Raw genomic sequence first — 24537 nt, forward strand, 5'->3', positions numbered from 1 at the left:
CGATGGACCACACCACCGCCCCGCTGCTGGCCGCCGTCGCCGAGTACCACGGGCTGGGCCGCTACGGATTCACCCCGCCGGGGCATCGGCAAGGACGCGGAGTGGACGACCGGGTGCTGGCCGCGCTCGGCGTCGACGCCTTCCACAGCGACATCCTCGCCGCCCCGGGGCTCGACGATCGGCTGGCCAGGCACCACGTGCTGGCCGAGGCCGAGGAGCTCATGGCCGACGCGGTCGGCGCCGACGCCGCCTTCTTCTCCACCTGTGGGAGTTCGCTGTCGGTGAAGGCGGCCATGATGGCCGTGGCGGGCGGCCACGACGGCGGCCTGCTGGTGGCCAGAGACAGCCACAAATCCGTGGTCGCCGGGCTGATCTTCTCCGGGGTGCAACCGCACTGGATCACCCCGCGCTGGGATGCCGAGCGACACCTGTCGCATCCGCCCTCGCCCGAGCAGGTCGAGCAGGCCTGGCGGGCGCATCCGGACGCGGCGGGCGCGGTGATCGTCAGTCCCAGCCCCTACGGCACCTGTGCCGACATCCGGGGGATCGCCCGGGTGTGCCACGCGCGCGGAAAGCCGCTGATCGTCGACGAGGCCTGGGGCGCGCACCTGCCGTTCCATCCGGACCTCCCCACGTGGGCGATGGACGTCGGCGCCGATGTGTGCGTGGTGAGTGTGCACAAGATGGGCATGGGATTCGAGCAGGGATCGGTGTTCCATCTGCAAGGCGACCTGATCGACCCGGTGCGACTGCGCGGCTGCGCCGACCTGCTGATGACCACCAGCCCCAATGTGCTGATCTACGCCGCGCTGGACGGATGGCGAAGGCAGATGGTCGAATTCGGCCACGACCTGCTCGACCGGGCCCTGAGCTCGGCCCGCCGGGTGCGCGCCGAGCTCGCCGAGATCAGCGGGCTCACCGTCATGCACGACGAGCTGCTCGGCGTCGAGGCCTCGCACGACCTGGACCTGTTGTAGGTCCTCGTCGACGTCGCGGGCACCGGCGCGAGCGGCTACGCGGCCGCGGACTGGTTGCGCGAGCATCGCCGGATCGACCTGGGCCTCAGCGATCACCGGCGGGTCCTGGCGACGCTGTCCTCGGCGGACGACGCCGCGACGGTCGACGCCCTCGTCGACGCGCTCGCCCTGTGGCGGGCCGGGCTGAACCACCCCGAACCGCCGCGGATCCGGCTGCCCTCACCCGAGGAGTTGCAGCTGGAGACGGTCATGCTGCCGCGCGACGCCTTCTTCGCACCGGCCGAATCCGTGCCCGCCGAGCGGGCCGTAGGCCGGATCGCGGCCGAGCAGCTCACCCCGTATCCGCCGGGCATTCCCGCCGTCGTCCCGGGGGAACGGCTCGGCGAGGCCGTCATCGACTATTTGCGCACCGGCATCGAGGCGGGCTTGAACCTGCCCGATGCCGCCGACCCGCGGCTGCGCACGATCCGGGTGGTCCGGGCCGGCTGAGAGCTACCGTGCGGCCGGTGGCAGGTCACGCCACGGCGGTCAGCTCCGCGATGAGCGCGTCGATCCGCTCGCGGACGGCGTCGCGGATCGGGCACACCGCCTCGCCGCCCTTGCCCGCGGAATCGTCGAGCTGCCAGGCGCGCTAGTCGACGCCGCGGAAGGGCAGTGGCGTCTGGGATCTGCCGCGACCGGGTGCTCGCGTCGGCTATCGGCAGGCTGCGGGCTCGCAGGCGGCGGCGGCGTCCACGGCGGCGCGGCGCTCGAGCAGGACGGTATCGCGCCACACCCCGTCGAGGGTCGCGATGCGTTCGCGCACCCCGACCGTGCGGAATCCGGCCGAATGATGCAGCGCGATCGCGGCCCGATTCTCCGGGAAGGCCGACGTCTGCAGCATCCACAGGCCCTCGTTGTCGGCCGCGATCACCTGCCGGTGCAGCAGTGATTTCCCGACGCCACGGCCGCGCGCGGCCACGGCGACGTAGACGGAGGTCTCGGCGACTCCGGCGAAGCCGCCGTGGCTCGAGACCGGCGCGAGCGCGGCCCAGCCGACCACCTCGCCGTCGAGCTCGGCGACCCAGCGGTGCGCGGGAAGCCAGGTGGCGTCGAGGTATTCGCGAGTCGGAACCTCGGTGGCGAAGGTGGCGTCGCGGGTGGCGATGCCCTCGCCGTAGATGCGGAGCACGACGTCCCAGTCGGCGTCGGTCATCGCGCGCACGGTGACGTCGGTGGGTAGATCGGTCGGGCAGCACGGACGCGGGGTGAGCACGCCCATGACGGCGTCGGCGGCGTGCGGGAGGCCGGTGCAGCAGGCGGGATTGACGGTGACGACGGTGGATGTGCCGTGCTTGTGCACCCGGACGAACCCGACGTCGGCCAGCTTGCGGACGTGGTGGGAGACGGTCGGCTGGGAGATCCCGAGCGCTTCGGTCAGCTCGCCGACGGTGATCCCCTCGGGCCGGGTGGCGACCAGGTGCAGCAGCCGGACGCGGGTGGGTTCGGCCAGGCAGGAGAACCAGGCGGCGTAGGTGGTCGCGTCGTCGATCGACAGGGCGTCGACGCGCGGCGCGGCGGAGTCGCGGACGGAGGGCATGTCCAGGGACGTCATGCCTCCGATTATATCGACGTAGATCGATGGTTGCATCCATCGACATTCGTCGATACAGTTTTGGTCATTAGATCGATGGGTGTCGATGAATGGAGTCTGTGATGACCGAACTGCCTGTTGTCGTCGTCGGAGCCGGCCCGGTGGGGCTGGCGGCAGCCGCGGAACTGCGCGAACGCGGCCTCGAACCGATCGTGTTCGAACGTGGTCCCCGCGCCGGTGCCGCGGTCGCGCAGTGGAATCACGTGCGCTTGTTCTCCCGCTGGGCAGAGCTGATCGCCCCCGCGGGTCGCCGTCTCCTCGATGGCACCGGCTGGGTGGCTCCGGCCGACGAGGACTACCCGACCGGCCAGGACTGGGCGCACGCCTACCTCGAGCCGCTGGCCGAGGCCCTGGGCGAGGCGGTGCGCTACGACACCGAGGTCGTCGGCGTCGCCCGCCGCGGCCGCGACCGGGTCGTGGACTCCGGTCGCGACACCGAACCGCTGTCGGTGCACCTGCGCCGCGCCGACGGCACCGAGGACCGGATCCTCGCCCGCGCGGTCATCGACGCCTCCGGCACCTGGACCGCGCCGAATCCGCTCGGCGGAGAAGGACTTCCCGCCCTGGGCGAGCGCGACAGCGACGCCCTCACCTACCGGGTGCCCGACGTGGAGGCCGAGCGGGCGCGCTATCGCGGCAAGCACACCGTGATCGCCGGAAGCGGGCACTCCGCCCTGACCGCGATCGTGGCCTTGGCGCCACTGGCGAACGAGCCCGGCACCCGGCTGACTTGGGTACTGCGCCGGGGTCGGACCGAGGCCACCTTCGGCGGCGGCGAGGCCGACGAGCTGCCCGCCCGGGGCGCGCTCGGCCTGCGCGCCAAGCGGGCCGTCGAGGACGGACTGCTCACCGTGGTGACCGGATTCCGCACCGCCGCGGTGGAAACGGGGCCCGACGGGCGCACCGCGCTCGTCGCCGACGACGGCCGCCGGATCGACGGCGTCGACACCGTGATCGCGCTGACCGGCTTCCGTCCCGACCTGTCCTGGCTCTCGGAGGTCCGCCTCGACCTGGACCCCGTGCTGCAGGCCCCGGTCCGGCTGGCGCCGCTGATCGACCCGAACGTGCACTCCTGCGGCACCGTCTACCCGCACGGCGTCGCCGAGCTGACCCATCCCGAATCCGGGGTGTACCTGGTGGGCATGAAGAGCTACGGCCGCGCGCCGACGTTCCTGGCGATGACCGGCTACGAGCAGGTCCGGTCCATCGCCGCCGAACTCGCCGGTGACCACGAATCCGCCGCCCGTGTCGAGCTGACCCTGCCCGACACCGGTGTGTGCGGCGGGGCCGGTGTCTTCGACGACCCCGACGGCGCGAGTTCCGGCGGTTGCTGCGCGCCCGCGTCCGAAGTGTTCACGCTCACGGTCGGGTCGCTCTCGCGCTGACCGCCCGTGTCGTCCACTGTGACGGCCACGCGGACCGGACCGGCTGCGGCCGGTGCCGGTCTGCGGCGGCGCGTGCTGATCACGTTGTGCCTCACCGAGATCACCAGCTGGGGCATCCTCTACTACGCGTTCCCGGTGCTGTCGGTGTCGATCTCGGCCGACACCGGATGGTCGCTGCCGATGCTCACCGCGGCGTTCTCGCTGAGCCAGCTCGCCGCGGCCCTGACCGGCATCCCGGTCGGGCGCGTCCTGGACCGCGTCGGGCCACGGTCGGTCATGACCGCGGGATCGGTCCTGGCGGTGCCCGCGCTGGTCGTGGTCGCCCTGGCCCCGAATCCGCCGGTGTTCTTCCTCGGCTGGCTCGCGGCCGGGGTCGCGATGGGCGCGGTGCTGTACCCGCCCGCGTTCGCGGCGCTGACCCGCTGGTTCGGGACCGAGCACGTCAAGGCCCTGATGATCCTGACGCTGGCGGGCGGTCTGGCCAGCACGGTGTTCGCGCCACTGACCGCCGTCCTGGTCGAGCGCACCGACTGGCGTGCCACCTATCTCGTCCTCGCGGTGGTGCTGACGGTCGTCACCGTGCCCGGTCATCTGTTCGGGCTCACCGGCGCCTGGCCACCGGCGCCCGCACCAGCGACCCGGCACGACGACGACCACCGCGCGATCGCCCGCAGCCCCGCGTTCCTGGCCTTGGTCACCGCCCTGAGCCTGGGCGCGTTCGCGGCGTTCGCCGCCGTGTTCAACCTGGTCCCGCTGCTCATCGAGCGCGGATTCGCCCCGGCGGCGGCCGCGCTGACGCTCGGCCTCGGCGGTATCGGACAGGTCCTGGGCCGGCTCGGCTACCTCCCGCTGATGACCCGCACCACCCCGGCCGTCCGGATCGTCGGCGCGTTCGCCGTCACCGCGCTCGCCACCGCGCTGTTGGGTTGGGTGACAACGGTCTTCGCGCTGGTCGCGGTCTCGGTCGGCGCGGGCCTGATCCGCGGGATCATGACCCTGGTGCAGGCCACCGCGATCACCGACCGCTGGGGCGCCACCCACTACGGCCGCCTCAACGGCCTGCTGTCGGCTCCCGTGGTGATCGTGATGGCCACCGCGCCGTTCGCCGGAACCGCCCTGATGAGCTGGACCGGCACCTGGTCGGGCACCTACCTCGTCCTCGCCGCGATCGCGGCACTCGCCGCGCTGATCGCCGTCGGCAGTGTCCCCCGGACCCGCCGATTCCTGAGCGGGGTCGGCTGATCCCCGCTGGAACCGCTGTCCGGTCGCGGACCGTTGTCGACTTCGGCCGACAGATGGATCACCCCCGTCGCGATGGTGCCGACCATCGGGCCGGGGCGGACCACCGGCGGTCGGTGTTCCCAGGTCCCGTCGGATCGGCACTGCTCGGGCTGCTGCTCCACGGTGGGCGGCGGGACACCACGGGGCACGCCACGCTGATCCGCGCGGTGTCCCGCGGCGCGACGTAGGTGGTGACTATGACCGTTTGCCGGGGCACCGCCGCGTCGCACACCACGTTTCGACCGCACCCGGTAGGTGTCGTCGGTGTCGTTGCGGCAGGTGAACCCGTCGCAGGCGACCCCGGGCGCGAGGTCGGCCGCGCCGCGTGCGGCGCGGCCGGTACGAGATGCGCGATGCCTGCGGCGACGGTCAGCAGGCCGACGCGCTGCGCGGTGAGTTTCTTGTCGGGAGGCAAGAGGGGTATCGCCGCCGTCACGGTGACGCATCATTGCGGCGGCGGCTTTTCGCGTCATCCGCCGCCGCCGGGGGAGTGCCCTAGGCTGTGGACGCCGAGATCGCGTCCCAGTCAGAGGAGGCTCGAAGCTATGCCCAAGTACATGTGGCGGGTCAGCTATCTGCAAGACGGGGCCAATGGCCTACTCGCACAGGGCGGTAGCGCTCGCCGGGCGGCCATCACCGAGATGGTCCAGAGCGTGGGCGGGCACGTGGAGGCCTGCTATTTCGCGTTCGGCGACGACGATCTGTTCGTGATCGGTGACGTCCCGGACGAGGTCGCCGCCGCGGCGCTCGCGATGCGCACGGCGGCCGCGGGCGCGGCCGTGTCGCACACCGTCGGCCTGCTCACTCCCGAGCAGATCGACGCCGCCGCGGCGCTGGATGTCACCTACCGGCCGCCGGAGTAATCAGCCGAGCGCGGGTTTCCAGCCCAGTTCGGGCGCGATCAGCGTCACCGTGTCGTGCAGGATCTGCTCGTAGTCCGCGCGGTGGAACTCGTACGGCAGCTCCAGCCGCAGCTCGCTGGTCCGCGCGAGGACCGGATCGGCCCGCAACCGCTCGAGGATCTGCTCGGCGGTCCCGACGACATCGGGGGCATAGAGCACCCGCCGCTCACCCTGCGGTCCGCGGGTGCGTTCGTGGCGGCTTGCGGCATAGGTCCGGTAGCGCTCGCGGGTCGCGCGATCGGCGCTGTCGAACGGGACGAGCACCCGCCCCACGGCGACTCGCGCCGGTCGCGCCGGATCGATCCGCTCGCGGTAATCGCTGATCAGGCCCAGCTGGGCGGTCGCGAAGTCGTCGCTGCGGTCACCGAAGACGATATTGCCGCTGAGCAGATTCAGCCCGCTCTGCGCCGCCCAGCGCACCGACCGGGTGCTGCCACCGCCGTACCAGACGCGGTCGGCGAGGCCGGGACTGTGCGGCTGGAGCCGGGGCCGCTGGATGGTGCCCGGCGAGTGGATGACGGTGTCGGCGTCGCCGAGGTAGTGGCCGCGCAGGTTCTCGACCAGCCGGGCCACCCGGCCGTAGGACAGGTCGAAGGTGCGCCAGTCGCCGTCGAAGACCAGATCGCCGAGCAGCTCGGCGTGCGGTGGGGTCCCCGCGCTGAACCCCGGCTGTAGGCGGCCCTTGGACAGCACATCGGCCAGCGACAGATCCTCGGCCAGCCGGAACGGGCTCTCGTACCCGATCGGGATGACCGCGGTGCCCAGCTCCACCCGGCTGGTGCGCTGCGCGGCGGCGGCCAGGAAGACCGCCGCCGATCCCACTCCGTGCTCGAGATGCCGCTGCCGGACCCACGCGCCGTCGAACCCGAGGCGCTCGCCGTACTCGAACAGTCGCAGCGTGTCCTCGAGACCGGTGTACGGATCGTCGTCGAGGTAGTTGCCCGGGGACAGGAAGGCCAGCGAGCTGATCCGCGGCGAGCTCATCCCCGGCGCTCGAAGGGGATCTGCTCGCCCGCCTCGACGGCGATCGGCAGCCGGTTCGCCGCCGGCGGCAGCGGGCAGGTCGCCAGATCGGTGTAGGCGCACGGCAGATTCACCGCGCGGTTGAAGTCGAGCACCACGGTCCCGTCGGCCGCCGGCATCGGCACCTCCACCACCGGATTCGCCGCGTAGGTGGTCACCCCGGAGGTCTCGTCGGTGAACAGCACCGACAGATCCTCGGGGTTCTTGCCGGGAAACGCGGTCAGCCGCAACGCCGGACCGACGATCTCGAACTCGACCTGTCCCGGTGCGTCGTAGACGTGCTCGAGCCCCTCCACCGACGCGCCGACCGTCGTCGGGCGCGGTTCGTCGAAGCGCACGTACTTCCCGGTCACCACCCACTCGCGGTCCGGGGCGAACGCGGACCGGCCACGCACCACCTCGCCGTCGACGCTCAGCTCTTCGCCCTCGTCGAGCACGACCACCACCCCGTCGTCCCCGGTCGACCAACTGCCGGGCGCGTCATCGAACCGCTCCGGCGCTGCCTGTGTAGCCATGTCATCGATGGAATCCGACGCGTCGTCCGATCGACAGGATTCCACTCAGCCCGAACGCAATGTGGTTCTCCAGGGGGAGGCGCGATCCGATCGGACCACACCTGGCGACTGTCTGAGATAATCAGTCGAAAATGGGGTCCAAATACTCGATGGCCGGAGAGGACTCCGAGGGGGCGCTCACATAGGCGGAAGTATGCTGGCTCTTATCAGGCTATTCGGGCGGAACCATCCCGGCCACCGACTGTCTGAGTCAATTGTCGACAAGTCGGGCTCGAACCGTTGACTCGGGGTCGATCACGGGTCTATCGTTCCTACTCATGCGTAGTAATACTTCTACGCTCGAGTAGGAAATGGATTGGAACCCGCGATGGCAACAATTGCTTCCTTGCGTGAGTGGCTGGCGATACCCCCACTCACGCCCGCGGAGGACTACGGCTTCTTCGGTCCGGACTCGGTCGCGTGGCGCGTCTGGAGTTACCCGACCAGCCTGACGGTCGGCTTCCAGCGGGCAGTGGTGATCGAGGAGCTGGACCCGGCGCTGGTGGCCTCGGTCGACGCCACCCACGCGATCTACGACCGGCCGCGGACCCGCTACGACCGCACGCTGCGGTACTTCGCCATGGTGATGTTCGCCGACAGCCGCTCGACCGCGCACGCGGCCGACATCCTGGTGAAGATCCACTCCAAGGGGATCGGCGTCGACCCCGTCACCAAGCGGTCCTACGACGCGAACGACCCGCAGTCGCAGCTGTGGATTCACCTGACGGCCTGGCATTCCATCCTCGTCGCGTACGAGAAGTACGGTCCCGGCCGGCTCAGCGAGGCCGACGAGCTGCAGTACTGGGCGGAATGCGCGCGGGCGGCCGAACTCCAGACCTGCGACCCGGCGGACGTGCCCCGTACCAGGGCCGGGATCAGCGAGTACTTCGAGCGGATGCGTCCACAGCTGATCGGGTCCGACATCGCTCGCAAGGCGATGCGGCACCTGCTACAGGCGGAGGTGATGATGCCGGAGATCCCGCTGCTGCTCCGGCCGATGTTCAAGATCGTGTACGCGTTCCTGCGCCGGGGCACCCTGGCCACCATGCCGCGATGGATGCGCGAGATGGCCGGATTGCCGAAGGGCAGGCTGCTCGACGCGCTTGTCACGACGCCGATGAGCGTCGCCTTCACGCTGGTGAGTCTCAACGCGCGCTTGCAGATTCAGCTGCTGCGCCTGATCTCGCCGATGTCGGTCCCGGTGGCCGGTCCGGTGCTGCTGAAGATTCCGCCCGTGAGCGCGACCACGATGACGCCGCGGCAAGCGCAGCAGCGCTACGGCTACGACATTCCCGCCCACGCCCATCAGGCGCTGCGGGACAAGCAGCGCGCCCGGGTCTTCGGTCGCGGGGAAGCCCCGGACGATCAGGGGCTGATCGAGTCCCAGGCCGTGCTCGGCGAGATTTCCTGAGAGGTGGGGTGATGATCAAAGAACTGCTGGGCTATCGAATCAGCCTGCGCCAGCTCATCTTCCTCGGCATCGCCTTCGGTGTGCCGTACTTGCTGATCGGGCTGTTCTGGCTGGGCGCCCACCACGAGCACCTCGACGATCTGCACGGCGTCGACAAGCTGTTCTCGGCGATCGGCGAGATCATCGCCTGGCCGCCGCTGCTGATCTCCGATATCGAGCTACGGTGACGCGGCCTGGTCGGGCGGGGTCGGCGCGTTCCCGGCCTGCCACGCGGAGACCACCGATCCGCCGGCCGGGATGATCCGGGTTCCCTTGTCGTCCTTGGGCAAGGTCCGGGTCAGCGCCCGCACCGTGGGCCGAAGTGTTTCGGGCGTAGCGAGATCCGGATTCGACAACACCAGTCGGCCCAGGGATTCGATGAATCCGAGCATGATTCGGCCGGCCAGTTCGACGTCGACGTCCCTGGGGCCACCTCGCCGCGCGATCCCCGTCTCGAGCAGTTGGGCGCAGCGCGCGACGACCTTCTCCCTGGCGCCGGCGAGCAGGCCGCGATAGGAGGCGGGGGCGCCGTCGGCGGGCATGAGGATCAACCGCCAGCGCACCGGATCGTCCTGGACCGCGGTGAGGAAGGCGATGACGGCCTGCTCGTACTCCACGTCCGGGTCGGAATCGTCGAAATCGGCGGGCAGTGCCTCGAGGACCTGCGCGATGCCCCGGGTGTGTTCGCGTCGCAGCAGCGCGTCGAGCAGTTGGGGCGCGGTGGGATAGATCGCGTACAGCACGGGTTTGGCGACACCGGCTTGCTTGGCCACCGATTGCATCGTGAGCTCGGACAACCCGTCCCGGCCCGCGACCGCGAGGGCCGCGTCGAGCAGTTGCTCACGGCGTTGCTCCGGCGGTAGTCGGGGGCCGTTGCGGCGCCGCGGCCGGGCCGGTCGCGGTGGGGCGATCCGCCAGACGCCGTCGGTGTCCTCTTCGATGCTCATCAAGAAATGATCCCCCAAAGCTCTGGTGCCGCGTCATCGGCGCTGTTAGTGTCCACATATCTACTCTAGCGTAGTAATTAATATCTACGGATACGTAGAAAAGAGTGAACCCATCGTGCAGCAGTCGTCGACCAGGATTTCTGGTGAATTCCATGCCGGGGCAACAGCTCCACCCGGGGGCGGTGATGCCCGCGATCAGGTCATCGCCTTCGGGCTGACCTACTGGCGCGAACACCCGCAGCGAGCTGTCGAGACGGCCGGGCGTCAGGTCCTGATGACCGGCCGGGCCCTCGCCGAACTGGTCCGCGCCCTGGTCACCCGGCGGTTCCCGACCACGGAATTCGTCAAGCAGTGCGCGTTCATGGCCAGTGTGTCGGCGTCACCGACCCTGCTGGTCGCCATCCCCATCGCGGTGGTGGTGTCGATCCAGGTGGGCTCGCTGGTCAGTCAGGTCGGGGCGACCACCTTCATCGGCGCGGTCAACGGGCTGGGGATCATCCGCCAGGGCGCACCGCTGGTGACCTCGCTGATGATCGCCGGCGCGGTGGGGTCGGCGATCTGCGCGGATCTGGGTTCGCGCACCATCCGGGAGGAGATCGACGCCATGACCGTGATGGGGGTCGATCCGGTCCGGCGCCTGGTCGCGCCGCGCCTGGCCGCGGCGGTCGTGGTCAGCACCCTGCTGTGCGGGCTGGTCGTGTTCGTCGGCTTCGCGACCGGCTACGTGTTCAACGTCTACATCCAGGACGGCACGCCGGGCTCCTACATCGGCACCTTCGCCTCGTTCGCGGTGGCCGCCGATCTGGTCGTCGCCATGGTCAAGGCCACGGTCTTCGGCGCGCTGGCGGCGATCATCGCCTGTGATACCGGACTGCACACCCGGGGCGGACCGGCGGGCGTGGCCGACGCGGTGAACTCCGCGGTCGTCAACTCCGCGATCGTGCTGTTCGCGGCCAACATCATCCTCACCCAGCTCTACAACGCCGTGTTCCCGTCGAAGGTGCTCTGAGATGGCCTCCGAATACGTGCCACCGGTGTTGCGTCCGGTGCGCCGGCTGCGCGCGGCCGCCACCGTGCCCGCCAGGGTTCCGGTGCGGCTGGGTCATCAGGGACTGGTGTTCCTGCAGGCGGTCGCGGCGATTCCCTTCGTGCTCAAGCACTATCGCAAGGAATTGCTGCGGCTGATCACCGACGTGAGCTTCGGCAACGGCTCCTTGATCGTCGGCGGCGGAGTGATCGGCGTCGTGGTCATCCTCTGCGGTTTCGGCGGGATCACCGTCGGCATGGAATCGCACACCGCGCTGAACCTGCTCACCATGAGTCCGCTCACCGGCGCGATCTCCGGATTCGCCACCACGCGGGAACTGGCGCCGCTGCTGGCGACCTTGGCGTTCGGCGCCCAGGCCGGCTGCCGATTCACCGCGCAACTGGGCTCGATGCGGATCTCCGAGGAGATCGACGCCCTGGAGTCGATCGCCATCAGGCCGCTGCCCTACCTGATCACCACGCGCATGCTGGCGGCCGTCGTCGCGATCGTGCCGCTCTACACCGCGGGCCTGGCCATCGCCTACATCGCGACACGATTCACCGTGGCCTTCCTCGGCGGGACGACGCTGGGGACCTACGACCACTACTTCCACCAGTTCCTCGACCCGGTGGACCTGGCCTACTCGATCCTCAAGATCGTGGTCTTCGCCGCCGTGGCGACCTTCATCCAGTGCTACTACGGCTACACCGCGGCGGGCGGACCCGAAGGGGTCGGCGTCGCGTCCGGCCGCGCCATCCGCATGACCATCGTCACGGTCGTGTTCGTCAATCTGCTGTTCTCCCTGTCGATCTGGGGGATCGACCCGGGCATCAGGATCACGGGATAGGCCTCGACCATGATCATCGACCCCAGCGGCCGTGGCCCGAGCGCCCGGCGACTCGGCCTGCTCGGCGGGCTCATCGCCGTGCTCATCGCCACCGTCGTCTATCTGCTCGGACTGCGCTACAACGGCGCGTTCCTCGACACCGTCGAAGTGACGGCTCGCATGACCAGCACCGGCGACGGCGTGCCCGAGCGCGCCGACGTCACCTTCCGCGGCGTGCTGGTCGGCCAGGTCGCCCGCACCGACATCGCGGCCAGAGGCGAGCGCCAGGACGTGCTGCTGCGCATCGAACCGGCCATGGCCCAGCGCATTCCCGCCACGGTCACCGCCAGGGTGGTGCCGAACAACATCTTCGGCGTCACGGCGGTCGAACTCATCGGCAACGGCGCTTCGCCGGATCGATTGCGCGACGGCGCCACCATCGCGCAGGACACCAGCGAGGTGGGCGCCCAACTCCAGACGACCTTGACCACCCTGCGCACCGTCCTCGACGCCATCGATCCGATTCGGCTGGCGACCGTCCTCGGCACGCTGGCCGACGCCCTCGACCCGACCTACCGCATGCCCGGCTCCACCATCGAACGGCTCGACACCTGGACCACGCAGGTCCGGGCGACCCCGGGGATCGGCGATCTGCTCGGTGACCTCGGCGCCGCGGCGTCGGCGGTCAACGAGTCGGCGCCGCAGCTGGTGGACACGCTCGTCTCCTCGGTGACCGCGGCGCGCACACTCACCGAGAAGCGCGCGAACCTCATCTCGCTGCTGACCGCCGCGCGTGGCGTAGTCGGCGTCACCAACACCCTGTTCGAGCGCAATCCGGGCGCGGGCCCGGAACTCGTCGGCGGGTTGCACGAGACATTCGGCGCGCTGGCCGCCGACTCCGGCGCGATCGGGGCCGCGGCCGCCAACCTCAATGTCGCGCTGCGCAATCTGGCGACGGTCTTCAACTGGGGACCCGGCAAACAGATGCGCTGGGTCGTCGACGTGAGCTTCACCCCCTTCACCCAGTACACCGCCGCGGACTGTCCCCGCTACGGCGATCTCGCCGGGCCCCGCTGTGGTGGTTCGACGGTGCCGTATACCGCTCCGGAGCAGCACATTCCGACGCAGCTGCTGCCGCGCCGGCTGGAAGCGGCGGGCCCGCCGCCCGTCGTCCCCGGTCTCCCGGCGATTCCCGGCCTGCCCGCGCTCCCGGGTCTGCCCGCGATTCCCGGCCCGACACCGATCGAGGCCGGCCCCGGACCGGCCGCCGCCCCGGCGTCGACTCCGGCGTCCCTGCACGGCATCGAGGCCATCGAGGCGCTCGTCGGGCGAACGCCGAACGCCGCGCAACTGGTGCTGCTCGCGCCGGTCCTGGCCGACGGGGCCGTGCACGTCACCTACGCCAACGCCCAGCCCCGGGGGAATTGACATGATGAAAACCCGCACCGCGGTGCTGATCCTGGCCTTGTTCATCGGCGTGGCGCTGGTGGCCAGTTACACCATCTTCTCGACCTTGCAGCGCGGCGTCAGCGGCGACACCGTCCGCTACACCGCGACGTTCGGCAATGTCCTGGGCTTGCGCGTGGGCGACGACGTCCGCATGGCCGGAATTCGCGTGGGCCGGGTGGATGCCATCGAACTCGACGCCGATCGGCGCGCCTCGGTGGTGCTGCGCGTGCAGTCGCGCCAGCAACTCACCACGACCACCAAGGCGCTGATCCGCTATCAGAACCTCATCGGGCAGCGATATGTCGCGCTGGCCGCCGGCGATCGTGGCGGTGACCGGTTGCCCGCGGAGGGCACCATTCCCTACGAGCGCACCGAGTCGTCCTTCGATGTGTCCACGGTGCTGGCGGGCTTCGAGCCACTGTTCGCCACCCTCGAGCCCGACGACATCAACTCGTTGTCGCACACGCTGGTCCAAGCCCTCCAGGGCGACGGCGTCTCGCTGAGCGCGCTGGTGACCCAGGCCGCGCAACTGGCCGCCACCTTCCGCGACCGGGACGAGATCCTCGGCCAGGTGATCACCAATCTCGGTGGTGTGGTGGAGGGTCTGGCCCACCGCAGCGGCGAGCTGGAAACGCTGATCACCCAGACCCGCACGCTGACCGTCGACCTCTACGAGCAGGGCACGACCCTGGCGGGCGCGGTCGAACAGGCCTCGGGCTCGACCAGACAGCTCGCCGATCTCATCGCCCGGATCAGACCCGGACTCGCGCAGGCCCAGCAGTCCGCGAACGAGGGTGTGCGGCTGCTGATCGGCAACGGCGCTCGGCTGGACCTCACCGCGGCCGAATTGCCGTTCGTGCTGGCCGGTCTCGCCCGGATCAGCGGCAACGGCGCCTACATCAATTCCTATGTCTGCAGTCTGGATGTCTCGCTGTGGGGTGTGCTGCTGCCGCCCGGGATGTTCAACCAGATCGGTGGCAATTCCCATTCGGAGGTATGCCGGTAATGACGTCCACCCGACCGAGTCAGCGCCGCGGAACGCTGCTGCCCATCGCGCGGCGACTGTGGCAGGCGATACCGAGCTATTCGAGCAATCGTCACTGGTGGCTCGGCCTGAGTGCCGGGGCGGCGGTGGTGTTACTGCTGTTCGGTTCGAGCGCGCTCACCGAGTTCGATCTCGGCAACCGGACCGTGCACGCCGAATTCGCCCAGACCGCCGGGCTGCGTACCGGCGACAGCGTCGATATCGCCGGCATCGAAGTCGGCACCGTGAAGTCGACGCGCCTGGCGGGCGACCGGATCGAGGCCGCGCTCTCGATCGACAACGGTATCCGGGTCGGCGACGACGCCAGGGCCGCGATCAAGATGTCGACGATCCTGGGCCGGATGCACGTCGAACTCGATCCCGGCGCGCCCTCCTCGCCCGAGAGCAAGCGCATCCCGTTGAACCGGACCGAAGTTCCCTACAACCTGGCCAAGGTCGTCAACGACGACAAATACACCCACGCGTTCGAGCACCTCGAACGCGTCGACCCCGTGGCATTGCGGGCGTCGCTGGACGCGCTCGCTCGGCAGATGGGTGACTCACCGCAATTGACCGCGGCGGCATTGGATTCGGTGGGCTCGCTGGCCCAGGTGATCAGCGATCGGCGCGACGAGGTCGAGCAGTTGCTGCGCAATATCGACAAGGTCTCGAGCGTGGTGTCCGACAATCAGAACGCCGTCCTGCTGCTGCTGACGCGTGGTCAGGCCATCGGCGACGCGGTCGCCCGACGGCAAGCCCTGGTCACCCAGCTGCTCGACAGCATCGCCGCGGTCTCCGCGGACCTGCAGGCGATGGGCATCGAGAACGGGGGACAGCTCGCGCCGCTGATCGCCGATCTCAACACCATGTCGGCGGGGCTGCAGAACAACAAGGCCAATCTGGACAACCTGTTCCAGATCATGCCGGTCACCCTTCGCCAGTTCAACAACACCCTCGGCAACGGCCCGTACGGGGAGATCTATCTGCCCTGGATGTTCCCCGACAACTGGCTGTGTGCCGTCCACGCTGTGGAAGGGTGCCGCTGATGCGCACGACATTCGTCCGCCTGGCCGTGCTGGCCGCTGTCGCCGCGTTGTTGTCGGGGTGCTCGGCACTGCCGCAGAGCCTGACCTCGCTGCCGGACCGGTTGCTGGGCAGGGAGAAGACCATCACGGCGGATTTCGAGAACGTCGCCGGCCTGTATGTCGGCAACGAAGTCTCCGTTCTCGGGATGCCCGTGGGCCGGGTGACGGAGCTGGTCCCGCGAGGGCAGTACGTGCAGGTGCACATGGTCGTCGATCCCGAGGTCGACCTGCCCGCCGATGTGATCGCGGCGCTGGTCTCGCCACAGATGATCACCAACCGCCACATCGAACTCACCCCCGCCTACACCGGCGGCCCCGCTCTGGCCGACGGCAGCCACATCCCCTTCGCCCGGACCCGGACGCCCGTCGAGCTGGACCGCATTCTGCGCAACTTCGACGACATCGGAAAGGCGCTGGCGGGCAACAACTCCGACGGCCCGATGGCCAGCCGGGTGCTGTTTCCGCTACTCGACGGCAACGGTGACCGCATCCGGGAGACCCTGGACGCCCTCTCCGGCGCCTTCGAAGTGACCCTGGCCAACAAGGACCAGATCGCCAACGCGATCGTGCGGCTCAACGATGTCACCCAGATCCTCGCCGACAACGACGCGACGGTCCGGGACTTCAGCGCCCGGCTCACCCAGCTGGTCACCCTGATGCGCGAGCAATCCCCGGGATTGCAGGCCGTGCTCACCCAGATCAACGACTTCGTCGCCAACACCAGCGCCGTCGTCGGCGAGAACAAGCAACCGCTGACCGACGCGCTGCTGCGACTGATCACGATCACCGCGCAGATGCGCGATCACGCTCGCGGGCTCACCGAGATCGTCGATATCGCCCCGCTGTTCCTCGACAACCTCGGCAACGCGGTGAGTCCGGAGAATCGGGCCGTCCGCCTTCATCTGCTGACCGACAAGAGCCTGCTCGACAACGAATTGCTCGCGCTGTTCTGCCAGCGAGTCGAGCTCCGGGCCGACGGCTGCCGGACCGGCAAACTGCAGGACTTCGGGCCCGACTTCGGACTGTTCGCCGCCCTGTTGGGACTGACCCGATGAGGCGACACCTTTCCCGCGCGGTAGTCCTGGGGCTGGCGGCGTGCGTGGTCGCCGGGTGCGCGGTCACCGTCGACTCCATGCCGTTGCCCGAGCCCGGCCTCGACGGCCCCACCTACACCGTGCGCGCGCTGTTCGACAACGCGCTGAACCTGCCCGATCGCGCGCACGTGAAAACCGGCGGCACCGACATCGGCGTCGTCACCGGCCTGGACACCACCGACTTCGTCGCCACCGTCGAGCTCGAGATCCGCGGGGACGTCCGGCTGCCGCGCGGGTCACGCGCCGAGCTGCGGCAACCGACACCGCTCGGCGACATCTACGTCGCCATCGTGCTGCCCGAACTTCGTTCCGGCACACCTATGCTGGTCGACGGCGACGTCATCGACAGGGACCACACTGCGGCGGGCGCCTCGGTCGAGGAACTGATGATGTCGCTGTCGATGCTGCTCAACGGTGGTGCGCTCAGCCAGGTGGCCCGGATCACCAGCGAATCGAACTCGATCTTCGCCGGCCGCGGGCCCCAGCTCGCGCATCTGCTCACCGAACTGACCGCGACGCTCACCGCGCTCAACGCCCGCACCGGTCAGATCGACGCCGTGCTGCACGGTCTGGACTCGCTCAGCGCCACCCTCAACCAGCGCCGGGCCGAGCTGGGCCAGGCCGCGGACACCTTCCCGCCGCTGATCTCGGTGCTCACCGAGAACAACCGCGCCATCACCGATCTCACCACCGAGGTCTCGACCACCCTCGGCGCACTGGGCGAGTTCACCGCCACCAGCAGCGCGGACTTCGTCGGCCTCTTCGACAGCGTGCAGGCTCTGATGACCGGCTTCACCCAGATGGGCGACAACCTGGCGGGCGCGCTGGACCAGCTGCACGCGTTGCACCCCGCACTGCTGGCCACCACCGAGGGCACGAGCCTCGCGGTCGCGGCGACGATCTCCTACCTCAGTGTCGGCGCCCTGACCGACCCGAACGGGAGCAGGCTGCCCGACGGATCGGACCCCGGCGCCTTCGTCGGCAGTCTCGCCGAGGTCCTCGCGCGGGTACTCGGCCGGTTGCAGGGCGGTGGGCGATGACCGAATATCCCCGGGGCAGTGTCCGATACACGCTCGCGCTGGTGGTCACCTTCGGCATCTGGGCGCTCGGCGTGGCACTCGAGGTCGCCGCCGAATTCCTGCTCCGGGCCGCGAGCTGGGGCAAGCGGCACGTCAACGGCGTCGCGGCCGTGGGACTGGTGGCGACCCTGCTGGTCAGCGGCGGCTACCTGCTGCTCGACGTCATCCGGATCGATCCGTTGCGTGACACCTTCACCGTCCGGGTGGAACTGGCGGGCTCCGGTGGCCTGCTCGCGCATTCCGATGTCACCTTCCGGGGGGTGCGCGTCGGGACGGTGCGGTCCCTGGAGCTGTCGGAGACCGGGGTCGTCGCCGTCGCCGAGATCGATGCCGCCTACCGCGTCCCCGCGGGCGGCGCGGTGGTCGTCGCTCGATTGTCGGCCGCGGGGGAGCAGTACCTCGATATCCGGCCAGATACCGACGACGCCCCGTATCTGGCCGACGGCGCCGTCGTCGAGCTCGCCCGGACCGCCACGCCGGTCACCATCAACGAGTTCCTCACCAACACCGGCGATTTCATCGGCGGGCTGAATCCACAGCGATTGAACGTCATCGTCGCCGAGCTCGACAAGGCGCTCGCCGGCGGGCCGGGCCAGTTGCGCACCGTGATCAGCGGGATCAGCCAGGCCATGGTGGGGATGACGGAACTGCTTCCGCAGACCCGCAACCTCGTCGAGAAGCTGTCGGTCATCGCGGAGACGACCTCGCACGCCCAGCCGGACCTGCGCATTCTCGTCGAGGGTTCGGGCGTGCTGTTCGGGCAGTTCGCCGCCGCCGACCAGGAACTGCGGCGGATACTCGACCTCGGCCCCGGACAGCTGGCGACGCTGGGCGGCGTGATCGCCGAGACCACCGACCCGATCACGAATCTGGTGACCAACCTCCGCGCGATCACCCAGGCGGCCCGGCTGCGCACACCGGCGCTGTCGGCACTGTTCCCCGCCTTGCGCTCGGGCACCGCGCTGCTCGGAGTACCGGCGCACGACAACGCTTTCCACACGATGGTGGACATCTGGCCGCGCCCGTTCTGCGAGTACGACACCATCCCGGTCTCACCCGCCACCGTCTCCGACGGCAGCGTGCGGCTCTACAACTACTGCGTCATCAACGATCCCGCGCAGCAGATCCGCGGGTCGGCCAACGCGCCACGGCCCACGACCCCCGACAACACCGCCGGACCGCCGCCGGGCGTCACCGGCGACGAACGTTCCGTGCCGCTGCCCGGCCGCTGACCCCCTGCTACCGAGAGGAACCCCATGACCGACACCGAGGATTCCGCAGTCACCGCGCCGGAGACGCCGGAGGAGGCCGGCCCCGCGGCAGTGTCGTCGGCCCGTCGGCCGCGCACCACCGCGATCGTGGTCGCCCTGGCGATCGCCCTGGGCATCGGGGGCTGCGCCGCCGGTGGCTACTTCGGCTGGCAGAACCACCGTGCCGGGGAACTCGAGCGATCCCGCACCGACGCACGGGCCGCCGCCTGCGCGTACGGCTCGGTGCTGTCGACCTACAACGCCACCGACCTCGACGCCTACTTCACCGCCGTGCTCGATCGGGCGACCGGTGCGTGGAAGCAGGAATTCGAGTCCACCAGCGCCGACCTGCGCGAGGTGCTGATCCAGGGCCAGGTGCAGTCGACGGCGGGCACCGTGGATTGCGCGATCGCCACCAGTGACGCCGACACCGCCGAAGCGATCGTGGTCGTCGACCAGTCCATCGCCAGCGTCGGAACACAGCAGCAGCCCCGGCGCGGTCAGCTGTCGATCACCTTGTCGCTGACGAAATCCGGGGACCGATGGCTGACGAGCAAGGTGTCCTCGCCGCTGCTGCGCACCAACCCCTGAGACCTCTACTTACGCGACAAGGACTGCGCTGCACATGGTTTGGCTCGTTCTGCTCGGCTCCGCGCTCCGCGCTCGGCGCTCTCGTGGTCGCCGCGGGAGCCGGACTCGCCGCTGTCGTCGTCGCGCAGCGCCGCGCCGCCCGCCTGCTCGGCACCGAGATCCCGCCGGTCGACGACCAGGCGATCCTGCTGATCGAGACCCGGCGTCCGACCTTCCGGATGACGGTCGAGCAGCACTTCCCCGCCCTGCCCTGGGAGGTGTGGTCCGCGCTCGAGGACGGCGCCTTCACCTGGATCCCGATGATCGAGGGGGTCACCTACCGCGACCAGCGGCGTGGTCCGGGCACCGTCCGCACGCTCGACGGCATCGTCTTCGCCGCCGCCGAGCAGGTCACCCGCCGCGATCCGCACACCCGGCTGAGCGTGGCCGGGATCAAGACCTCGATCCCGCTGCTGATCGAGTCCTACACCATGGATTTCGATCTCACCGAAACATCCGACGGCACAACGGTGCTGCGGTGGACGATCGCCGGCCGACCGGCGATCTTCGCCTTCCTGCGGCTGAGCTGGACCGCGTTGTTCCTCCGCCCGTTCGTCCGGGTCGTGCTCGGGAGATGGGCGAACTACTACCGCTGAAGGACACATCGTGGAGCCGGTTCCGAACTATGCCGCCGGGGTCAGCCAGGAAATTCTCAACTACTTCGGCACCTGCGGCGCCTGTGGCTACCCGGCACAGGCCCACCTGGTCAGCGCTCTCGTCGACGGCCACATCGCGACCAGGGTCGTCGCCACCTGCGGCTTGCCCTGTGGGTGGCGCAGTGTGTGCGCCCGCACCACGATGACCTGACCGCCGGCCACGAGCGCGCTCAGCAGGTGCTTACCGCCGGCCTGCCGGCGAATCGGTCGGCCAGATACGTCAGGGCCGTCGGTAGTCCCACCATGGCCTCGGTGCCGTGCTCGCCGAACGAATGCTCGACCAGCTCCACCGCGATCCCGTCGGCGCAGTATTTCCCGGCCATCGCGCGCGCCGCGGCGACAGGTGCGAATTCGTCGGCGACCGCGTGGTAGATCAGCACCGGCGCGGTGGGTGCGCCCGGACGGAACAGGGGACTGGCCCGTCGCACCACCTCGCTCAACGCGGGGTTGTCCGTGATCGATCCCGGCCACGCTTCCAGCGTCGCCGCGTCGAGGAAGGGATACGCGACAGCGGCGTCGAGCAGGCAATCGGCCCGGCTCGCGGCCATCATCGCGCGACCGGCTTCATTGAGGTATCCGGCCACATCGGCGTCGGGATAGGACCGGTTCAGCCCCACCAGTCCGACCACCGCGCCCCCGCCCGCGATGCCACCGCTGAACCCGGCCATGGTGGCCTCCAGGTCGGCGACGATCCCGCCCAGCGCCACCCCGGTCACCGGCAGCTCCGGGGCGTAGCCGCGCTGCTGCTGCGCGGCGATGGCGGTGGCCTGCGCCCCGCCGGAGTAGCCCCACATGCCGATCGGCGCCGCGGGGTCGACCGCCGCGGGCGCGAACGCTCTGGCCGCTCGGATACCGTCCAGCACGCCGTGGACATACCCTTCGGCGCCGAACAGATCGGAATCGGGCCCCTGATAGTCGGGCACGACCAGGGTCCACCCTTGTTGCAGGGCGAACCGGATCATGCCGGTCTCGGTATAGGCGTTGCTCGGGACGCCGTCGATCCCACCACGCAGTGCGTACGAGGGCGCGCAGCGCGCACCCACACCGTCCTCGGCGACCTGATAGGACAGCAGCGGCCGTGGTCCGGCGCCGGTCCATTCCCCGTGCGGCACAAGCACTGTCGCGACAAAAGCGCGGGGTGCCCCGTGGTTGTCGATCGTCTTGTACTGCACCTGCCACGCGTGCGCGGGTAGCGGCAGCAAGAACGACTTCGGCTCGACCACACGGGACGCGAGCACCGTCCCGTTGGGGAGGTCCGCGAGATCGGCGGGCTCGGCGTAGAACGAATCCTGGTGCGGCGGTGGCACTGCCGCGGCCCACCCCGCGCACGCCGTCGAAAGCGCGACCGCCATGCCGGCCACCGCTGCCCGTATCGCCGTGATTTCCCTTGCCCGCATCGAATGCTCCCACCCCTGGAACCTGTTCTAGTTCGCGTCCGCGAGCGTAGTGCATTCGATGGAATTCGATGCCCGATCCCGTGGGAAAGCTCACGGCGGCACGAGTCGATCGACCGGATCGAGCGCTGCCGTGCGGCGGCGACGGATGGCGTCGAGGCTGAACTGTGCCCAGCGGATGTTCTCCTGCTCGAAGGCGATGCCGCGCAGCAGGGTCAGGTAGGGGCCGATGTGGACGGATTCGCTGAGGTAGGCCTGTTCGCTGCGGCCGGCGAGCATCCGGGTCCGCGACCGCTCGTAGCGGGCGAGTTTCGCCTCCGCCCAGCCGATTCGCTCGACCAGGACGGCCTCGACGGCCGGGGCGTCGCCGGAGTCCATGCCCTGGATCTTGACCAGCATCTCGTCGCGGATGACGGTGGGTTTGGTCGAATCGGCGATGAAAGCCCGCAGCGCCGCCCGCCCGGACTCGGTGATCGAATGCAGCCGCTTGTTCGGGCGTTTCTCCTGCTCGACGACCCGCGCCGCGATGAGGCCGTCGGCCGTCATTCGCTCGAGCTCCTTGTACAACTGCTGCGGGGTCGCCATCCAGAAGTTCGCGACCGACGCGTCGAATTGCTTGGCCAGGTCGTAGCCGGACGCCTCGCCGTCCAGGAGGGCGGCCAAGACCGCGTGTCGTAACGCCATCGAGCAAGCCTACCGGACCTGAATGGTGAATTCGGTCAATGGTGACACCATCCTGGACAGCGGTGCACGCTGGGGATAGCCTCGTTCGACCTAATCAATTATTTGCCTAGGAGGCACAGGTGCATCAACGGTTTCGGGCCGCGGTGGAGTCGAAGAATCTGGATAACGTCGAAGAACTGCTGGCCGACGATGTGGTGTTCACCAGCCCGGTCGCTTTCGCGCCGTACCCCGGCAAGGCGGTGACGGCGGCGATTCTGCGCGGGGTTTTGCGGGTCTTCGAGGACTTCCGTTATGTGCGCGAGATCGGTGCGGCGCAAGGGCCCGACCACGCGCTGGTGTTCGAGGCCACCGTGGACGGCTTGCAGTTGACGGGCTGCGACTTCCTGCACTTCGACGACGACGGCCGCATCGACGAGTTCACGGTGATGGTGCGACCGCTCTCGGCGGCCCAGGCGCTGGCCGCCCGCATGGCCGAGCAGTTCCCGCGCATCCAGCGGGAAGCCCGGGAGGCGCTCGAGCGCAAGGCCGCACAGTGAGTGTCCGGCACATCTTCTCCGGACGGGTCGGGTCGCCGAGCGGCCGTTCCGGCTCCGTTCGCGGGCATGCTCCGAATTCGCCCGTGTTGTGCGAAATGGATTGGCCCGACTGTGTCAATGTGAAATAGATCACAAAAGTTGCTTTTAATATTGCTTGGCTATTACTAATAGCCCGGTCGACATTCGGTTGGTCCAGTCGGGGGCACAAGGTCGAGAGGGTACTTAAATGTTCAAGCGCTCAACTCGCAATATTCTTCTCGGTGCACTGCCGGTCATCGTGGCGGTCACCTTCGCTGGAAGCGGCGTCGCGTCGGCGGATGCCTCCGCCGATCAGCGGGCTCAGCCTGCTGTCGCGACGACGCTCCAGGGTGACGGCTACGACACTGCCATCGCCGCGTTCTCGTTCGGGTCCGCCACCCCGGTGGCCGCCGAGATTGCGCAGGACGCCGAGCCTTCCGGCGAAAGTCCCGTTGTGGAGGCGGCCGTTCCCGTCGCCGCGGATGTGGTCGCTCCCGTGGTTTCGGATGTGGTCGAGACCGGCCTGCACGACGTCGCGACCGACCCGAAGGCCGAGAACTCCGATCCGGTGGTCAACGGTGCCCTCGCCGGTGCCGGTGTCGGTGCCCTCGCCACCCTGGTCAATTGCCTGCCGTCGGTGATCCTGCTCGGCGTGGGCTACCCGATCTGCCTCGTCCTCGGCGTACTGCCCCACGCGGCCATCGGTGCCATCATCGGTGGCGTCGTGGGTCACGTGAACCCCGAGGCCATTCCGCAGGTCCTGCCCTGAGAAGGTGAGCCGGCGGGTAACTGCCTCCGGCCGAGGGACTCCCGGTGCTGCTGCGGTGACACGCGGTCGCGCCGGGAGTCTCGCCTTTTGTGAGGGATCAGGTCCGGGTGTGTCCGCACTCGGCGTCGACTGTGACTCGGTAACTGATCCGAACCGCGGGCGCATCCTCGCCCATGACCCAGTTCTGAGATGTGGCCGTAGCGTGCCTCTCGCGGGAGCGTTCGGCCCGGTGAGGGGCCGTTAACCCGTTGCTGGAGCGAGGGCGGCGGCGGAACGGCCGGCTCGATCACGTGGACTTGCCCGGCCGCTGGAGCCGTCGGGCACGGCTGACCGGGCTCGCGGGGTCGGCGGATCTGCCGGGAAAAGCGGCATCAATGCAGGTCGGGGGATTGAGACGACGAGGACCTCGTGGGCGAGCGCACTCGACCACGGGTCCGGGCACGACCAGCGCAACCGCTGGAAAACTGTGCGCGAGAGGGGACTTGAACCCCTACGTCCGTGGACACCAGAACCTAAATCTGGCGCGTCTGCCAATTTCGCCACTCGCGCTGGATGTGTACGACCGTCCAAACTCTACCGGGCAAATCCGGCTTCGCGAAGCGTTCCGGCGGCGTGGCGTACTCGTCGGTAACACGACCTGGGATTATAACGATTCGATATACCTCAACATGAGGGCCACTCATGTTTGCGAAGTGAAGTAACAGGCTGGACCTGCGGTTTGAACATGAGGCGGAGTCATGTTTCAGAAAAAACTGGCACGAACGTACAGAAATACTCGGCGGTAGCTGCCGTCGGGGGCGAGAAACGTGAGGCTTTCCTCATGATTTTGTGCGATCGTGGCTCCCAACAGGCCCGAGGGGCTGC

General features: G+C 69.2%; 24 protein-coding genes, 1 tRNA gene and 1 pseudogene. 19 read left to right on the forward strand and 7 right to left on the reverse strand.

Features of this window, described 5'->3' with window-relative positions; translation table 11 throughout:
• Nucleotides 1-2 precede the first annotated feature (2 nt).
• Nucleotides 3-1466: pseudogene (locus tag Q7X29_RS09080) on the forward strand (aminotransferase class I/II-fold pyridoxal phosphate-dependent enzyme).
• A gap of 205 nt (nucleotides 1467-1671) precedes the next feature.
• Here Q7X29_RS09080 and Q7X29_RS09090 read toward each other — a convergent pair.
• A complete protein-coding gene (locus tag Q7X29_RS09090; RefSeq protein ID WP_316573800.1) occupies nucleotides 1672-2571 on the reverse strand; it encodes a helix-turn-helix domain-containing GNAT family N-acetyltransferase in 900 nt (299 codons plus the stop codon).
• Between the two features lie 101 nt (nucleotides 2572-2672).
• On the opposite strand from Q7X29_RS09090, the gene Q7X29_RS09095 reads away from it, so the two are divergent.
• The 3 genes from Q7X29_RS09095 to Q7X29_RS09105 all read left to right on the forward strand — a co-directional run bounded on the left by Q7X29_RS09095 (nucleotide 2673) and on the right by Q7X29_RS09105 (nucleotide 6139).
• Nucleotides 2673-3995, forward strand: a complete 1323-nt coding sequence (locus tag Q7X29_RS09095) for an FAD-dependent oxidoreductase (protein ID WP_316573801.1) — start codon at nucleotides 2673-2675, stop codon at nucleotides 3993-3995.
• An 18-nt stretch (nucleotides 3996-4013) separates the two neighbouring features.
• Nucleotides 4014-5237 (forward strand): MFS transporter, encoded by a 1224-nt coding sequence (locus Q7X29_RS09100; RefSeq protein ID WP_316573802.1) that lies wholly within the window; start codon nucleotides 4014-4016, stop codon nucleotides 5235-5237.
• A 584-nt stretch (nucleotides 5238-5821) separates the two neighbouring features.
• The gene (locus Q7X29_RS09105; RefSeq protein ID WP_218717937.1) at nucleotides 5822-6139 is read left to right on the forward strand and encodes a GYD domain-containing protein; all 318 of its coding nucleotides are present in this window, start codon (nucleotides 5822-5824) and stop codon (nucleotides 6137-6139) included.
• On the opposite strand, the gene Q7X29_RS09110 is transcribed toward Q7X29_RS09105, so the two are convergent.
• Both Q7X29_RS09110 and Q7X29_RS09115 read right to left on the reverse strand, forming a co-directional pair.
• A complete protein-coding gene (locus Q7X29_RS09110) occupies nucleotides 6140-7162 on the reverse strand; it encodes an LLM class flavin-dependent oxidoreductase (protein ID WP_316573803.1) in 1023 nt (340 codons plus the stop codon).
• Complete coding sequence (locus Q7X29_RS09115; protein WP_316573804.1) at nucleotides 7159-7716, reverse strand: DUF1684 domain-containing protein; 558 nt, start codon at nucleotides 7714-7716, stop codon at nucleotides 7159-7161. Before Q7X29_RS09115 ends, Q7X29_RS09110 begins: the two co-directional genes overlap by 4 nt.
• Nucleotides 7717-8083: 367 nt before the next feature.
• Here Q7X29_RS09115 and Q7X29_RS09120 point away from each other — a divergent pair, with 367 nt between their 5' ends.
• Both Q7X29_RS09120 and Q7X29_RS09125 read left to right on the forward strand, forming a co-directional pair.
• Nucleotides 8084-9166, forward strand: coding sequence for an oxygenase MpaB family protein (locus tag Q7X29_RS09120; protein ID WP_316573805.1), 1083 nt, complete (start codon nucleotides 8084-8086; stop codon nucleotides 9164-9166).
• Between the two features lie 11 nt (nucleotides 9167-9177).
• Nucleotides 9178-9393 (forward strand): hypothetical protein, encoded by a 216-nt coding sequence (locus tag Q7X29_RS09125; RefSeq protein WP_218717933.1) that lies wholly within the window; start codon nucleotides 9178-9180, stop codon nucleotides 9391-9393.
• Here Q7X29_RS09125 and Q7X29_RS09130 read toward each other — a convergent pair.
• Complete coding sequence (locus Q7X29_RS09130) at nucleotides 9385-10152, reverse strand: TetR/AcrR family transcriptional regulator (RefSeq protein WP_218717932.1); 768 nt, start codon at nucleotides 10150-10152, stop codon at nucleotides 9385-9387. The genes Q7X29_RS09125 and Q7X29_RS09130 overlap by 9 nt on opposite strands.
• Before the next feature lie 202 nt (nucleotides 10153-10354).
• Here Q7X29_RS09130 and Q7X29_RS09135 point away from each other — a divergent pair, with 202 nt between their 5' ends.
• The 11 genes from Q7X29_RS09135 to Q7X29_RS09185 all read left to right on the forward strand — a co-directional run bounded on the left by Q7X29_RS09135 (nucleotide 10355) and on the right by Q7X29_RS09185 (nucleotide 20423).
• Nucleotides 10355-11161 (forward strand): MlaE family ABC transporter permease, encoded by an 807-nt coding sequence (locus Q7X29_RS09135; RefSeq protein ID WP_308248448.1) that lies wholly within the window; start codon nucleotides 10355-10357, stop codon nucleotides 11159-11161.
• A 1-nt stretch (nucleotide 11162) separates the two neighbouring features.
• Nucleotides 11163-12026, forward strand: a complete 864-nt coding sequence (locus Q7X29_RS09140) for an ABC transporter permease (RefSeq protein ID WP_316573806.1) — start codon at nucleotides 11163-11165, stop codon at nucleotides 12024-12026.
• Between the two features lie 9 nt (nucleotides 12027-12035).
• Nucleotides 12036-13433 carry an MlaD family protein gene (locus Q7X29_RS09145; protein ID WP_316573807.1) on the forward strand — a complete coding sequence of 466 codons (1398 nt, stop codon included), beginning with the start codon at nucleotides 12036-12038 and terminating at the stop codon, nucleotides 13431-13433.
• 1 nt (nucleotide 13434) lies between these two features.
• Nucleotides 13435-14460 carry an MCE family protein gene (locus Q7X29_RS09150; protein WP_218717929.1) on the forward strand — a complete coding sequence of 342 codons (1026 nt, stop codon included), beginning with the start codon at nucleotides 13435-13437 and terminating at the stop codon, nucleotides 14458-14460.
• Nucleotides 14460-15524 (forward strand): MCE family protein, encoded by a 1065-nt coding sequence (locus Q7X29_RS09155; protein ID WP_316573808.1) that lies wholly within the window; start codon nucleotides 14460-14462, stop codon nucleotides 15522-15524. The genes Q7X29_RS09150 and Q7X29_RS09155 overlap by 1 nt, the downstream gene beginning before the upstream one ends.
• Nucleotides 15524-16618, forward strand: coding sequence for an MCE family protein (locus tag Q7X29_RS09160; RefSeq protein ID WP_316573809.1), 1095 nt, complete (start codon nucleotides 15524-15526; stop codon nucleotides 16616-16618). The genes Q7X29_RS09155 and Q7X29_RS09160 overlap by 1 nt, the downstream gene beginning before the upstream one ends.
• On the forward strand, nucleotides 16615-17697 hold the full coding sequence (locus tag Q7X29_RS09165) for an MCE family protein (RefSeq protein ID WP_218717927.1): 1083 nt from the start codon (nucleotides 16615-16617) through the stop codon (nucleotides 17695-17697). Before Q7X29_RS09160 ends, Q7X29_RS09165 begins: the two co-directional genes overlap by 4 nt.
• Nucleotides 17694-18968 carry an MlaD family protein gene (locus Q7X29_RS09170; protein WP_316573810.1) on the forward strand — a complete coding sequence of 425 codons (1275 nt, stop codon included), beginning with the start codon at nucleotides 17694-17696 and terminating at the stop codon, nucleotides 18966-18968. The genes Q7X29_RS09165 and Q7X29_RS09170 overlap by 4 nt, the downstream gene beginning before the upstream one ends.
• 24 nt (nucleotides 18969-18992) lie before the next feature.
• Nucleotides 18993-19577 (forward strand): YfgM family protein, encoded by a 585-nt coding sequence (locus tag Q7X29_RS09175; protein ID WP_218717925.1) that lies wholly within the window; start codon nucleotides 18993-18995, stop codon nucleotides 19575-19577.
• Nucleotides 19578-19660: 83 nt separating this feature from the next.
• Nucleotides 19661-20212: an SRPBCC family protein gene (locus Q7X29_RS09180; RefSeq protein ID WP_316573811.1), complete on the forward strand. Its 552-nt coding sequence runs from the start codon at nucleotides 19661-19663 to the stop codon at nucleotides 20210-20212.
• Nucleotides 20213-20222: 10 nt separating this feature from the next.
• On the forward strand, nucleotides 20223-20423 hold the full coding sequence (locus tag Q7X29_RS09185; protein ID WP_218717923.1) for a hypothetical protein: 201 nt from the start codon (nucleotides 20223-20225) through the stop codon (nucleotides 20421-20423).
• A 19-nt stretch (nucleotides 20424-20442) separates the two neighbouring features.
• On the opposite strand, the gene Q7X29_RS09190 is transcribed toward Q7X29_RS09185, so the two are convergent.
• The gene (locus Q7X29_RS09190; RefSeq protein ID WP_316573812.1) at nucleotides 20443-21624 is read right to left on the reverse strand and encodes a lipase family protein; all 1182 of its coding nucleotides are present in this window, start codon (nucleotides 21622-21624) and stop codon (nucleotides 20443-20445) included.
• Nucleotides 21625-21759: 135 nt separating this feature from the next.
• Nucleotides 21760-22350 (reverse strand): PadR family transcriptional regulator, encoded by a 591-nt coding sequence (locus tag Q7X29_RS09195; protein WP_218717921.1) that lies wholly within the window; start codon nucleotides 22348-22350, stop codon nucleotides 21760-21762.
• Between the two features lie 119 nt (nucleotides 22351-22469).
• On the opposite strand from Q7X29_RS09195, the gene Q7X29_RS09200 reads away from it, so the two are divergent.
• Together Q7X29_RS09200 and Q7X29_RS09205 are read left to right on the forward strand one after the other, a co-directional pair.
• On the forward strand, nucleotides 22470-22886 hold the full coding sequence (locus Q7X29_RS09200) for a nuclear transport factor 2 family protein (RefSeq protein WP_218717920.1): 417 nt from the start codon (nucleotides 22470-22472) through the stop codon (nucleotides 22884-22886).
• A 226-nt stretch (nucleotides 22887-23112) separates the two neighbouring features.
• The gene (locus tag Q7X29_RS09205) at nucleotides 23113-23673 is read left to right on the forward strand and encodes a hypothetical protein (RefSeq protein ID WP_316573813.1); all 561 of its coding nucleotides are present in this window, start codon (nucleotides 23113-23115) and stop codon (nucleotides 23671-23673) included.
• Nucleotides 23674-24140: 467 nt separating this feature from the next.
• Here the strand turns inward: Q7X29_RS09205 and Q7X29_RS09210 are convergent.
• Nucleotides 24141-24222 (reverse strand) — tRNA-Leu (locus Q7X29_RS09210).
• Nucleotides 24223-24537 lie beyond the last annotated feature (315 nt).

This window comes from Nocardia canadensis, from assembly GCF_032656385.1.
Taxonomy (GTDB): Bacteria; Actinomycetota; Actinomycetes; order Mycobacteriales; family Mycobacteriaceae; genus Nocardia; species Nocardia canadensis.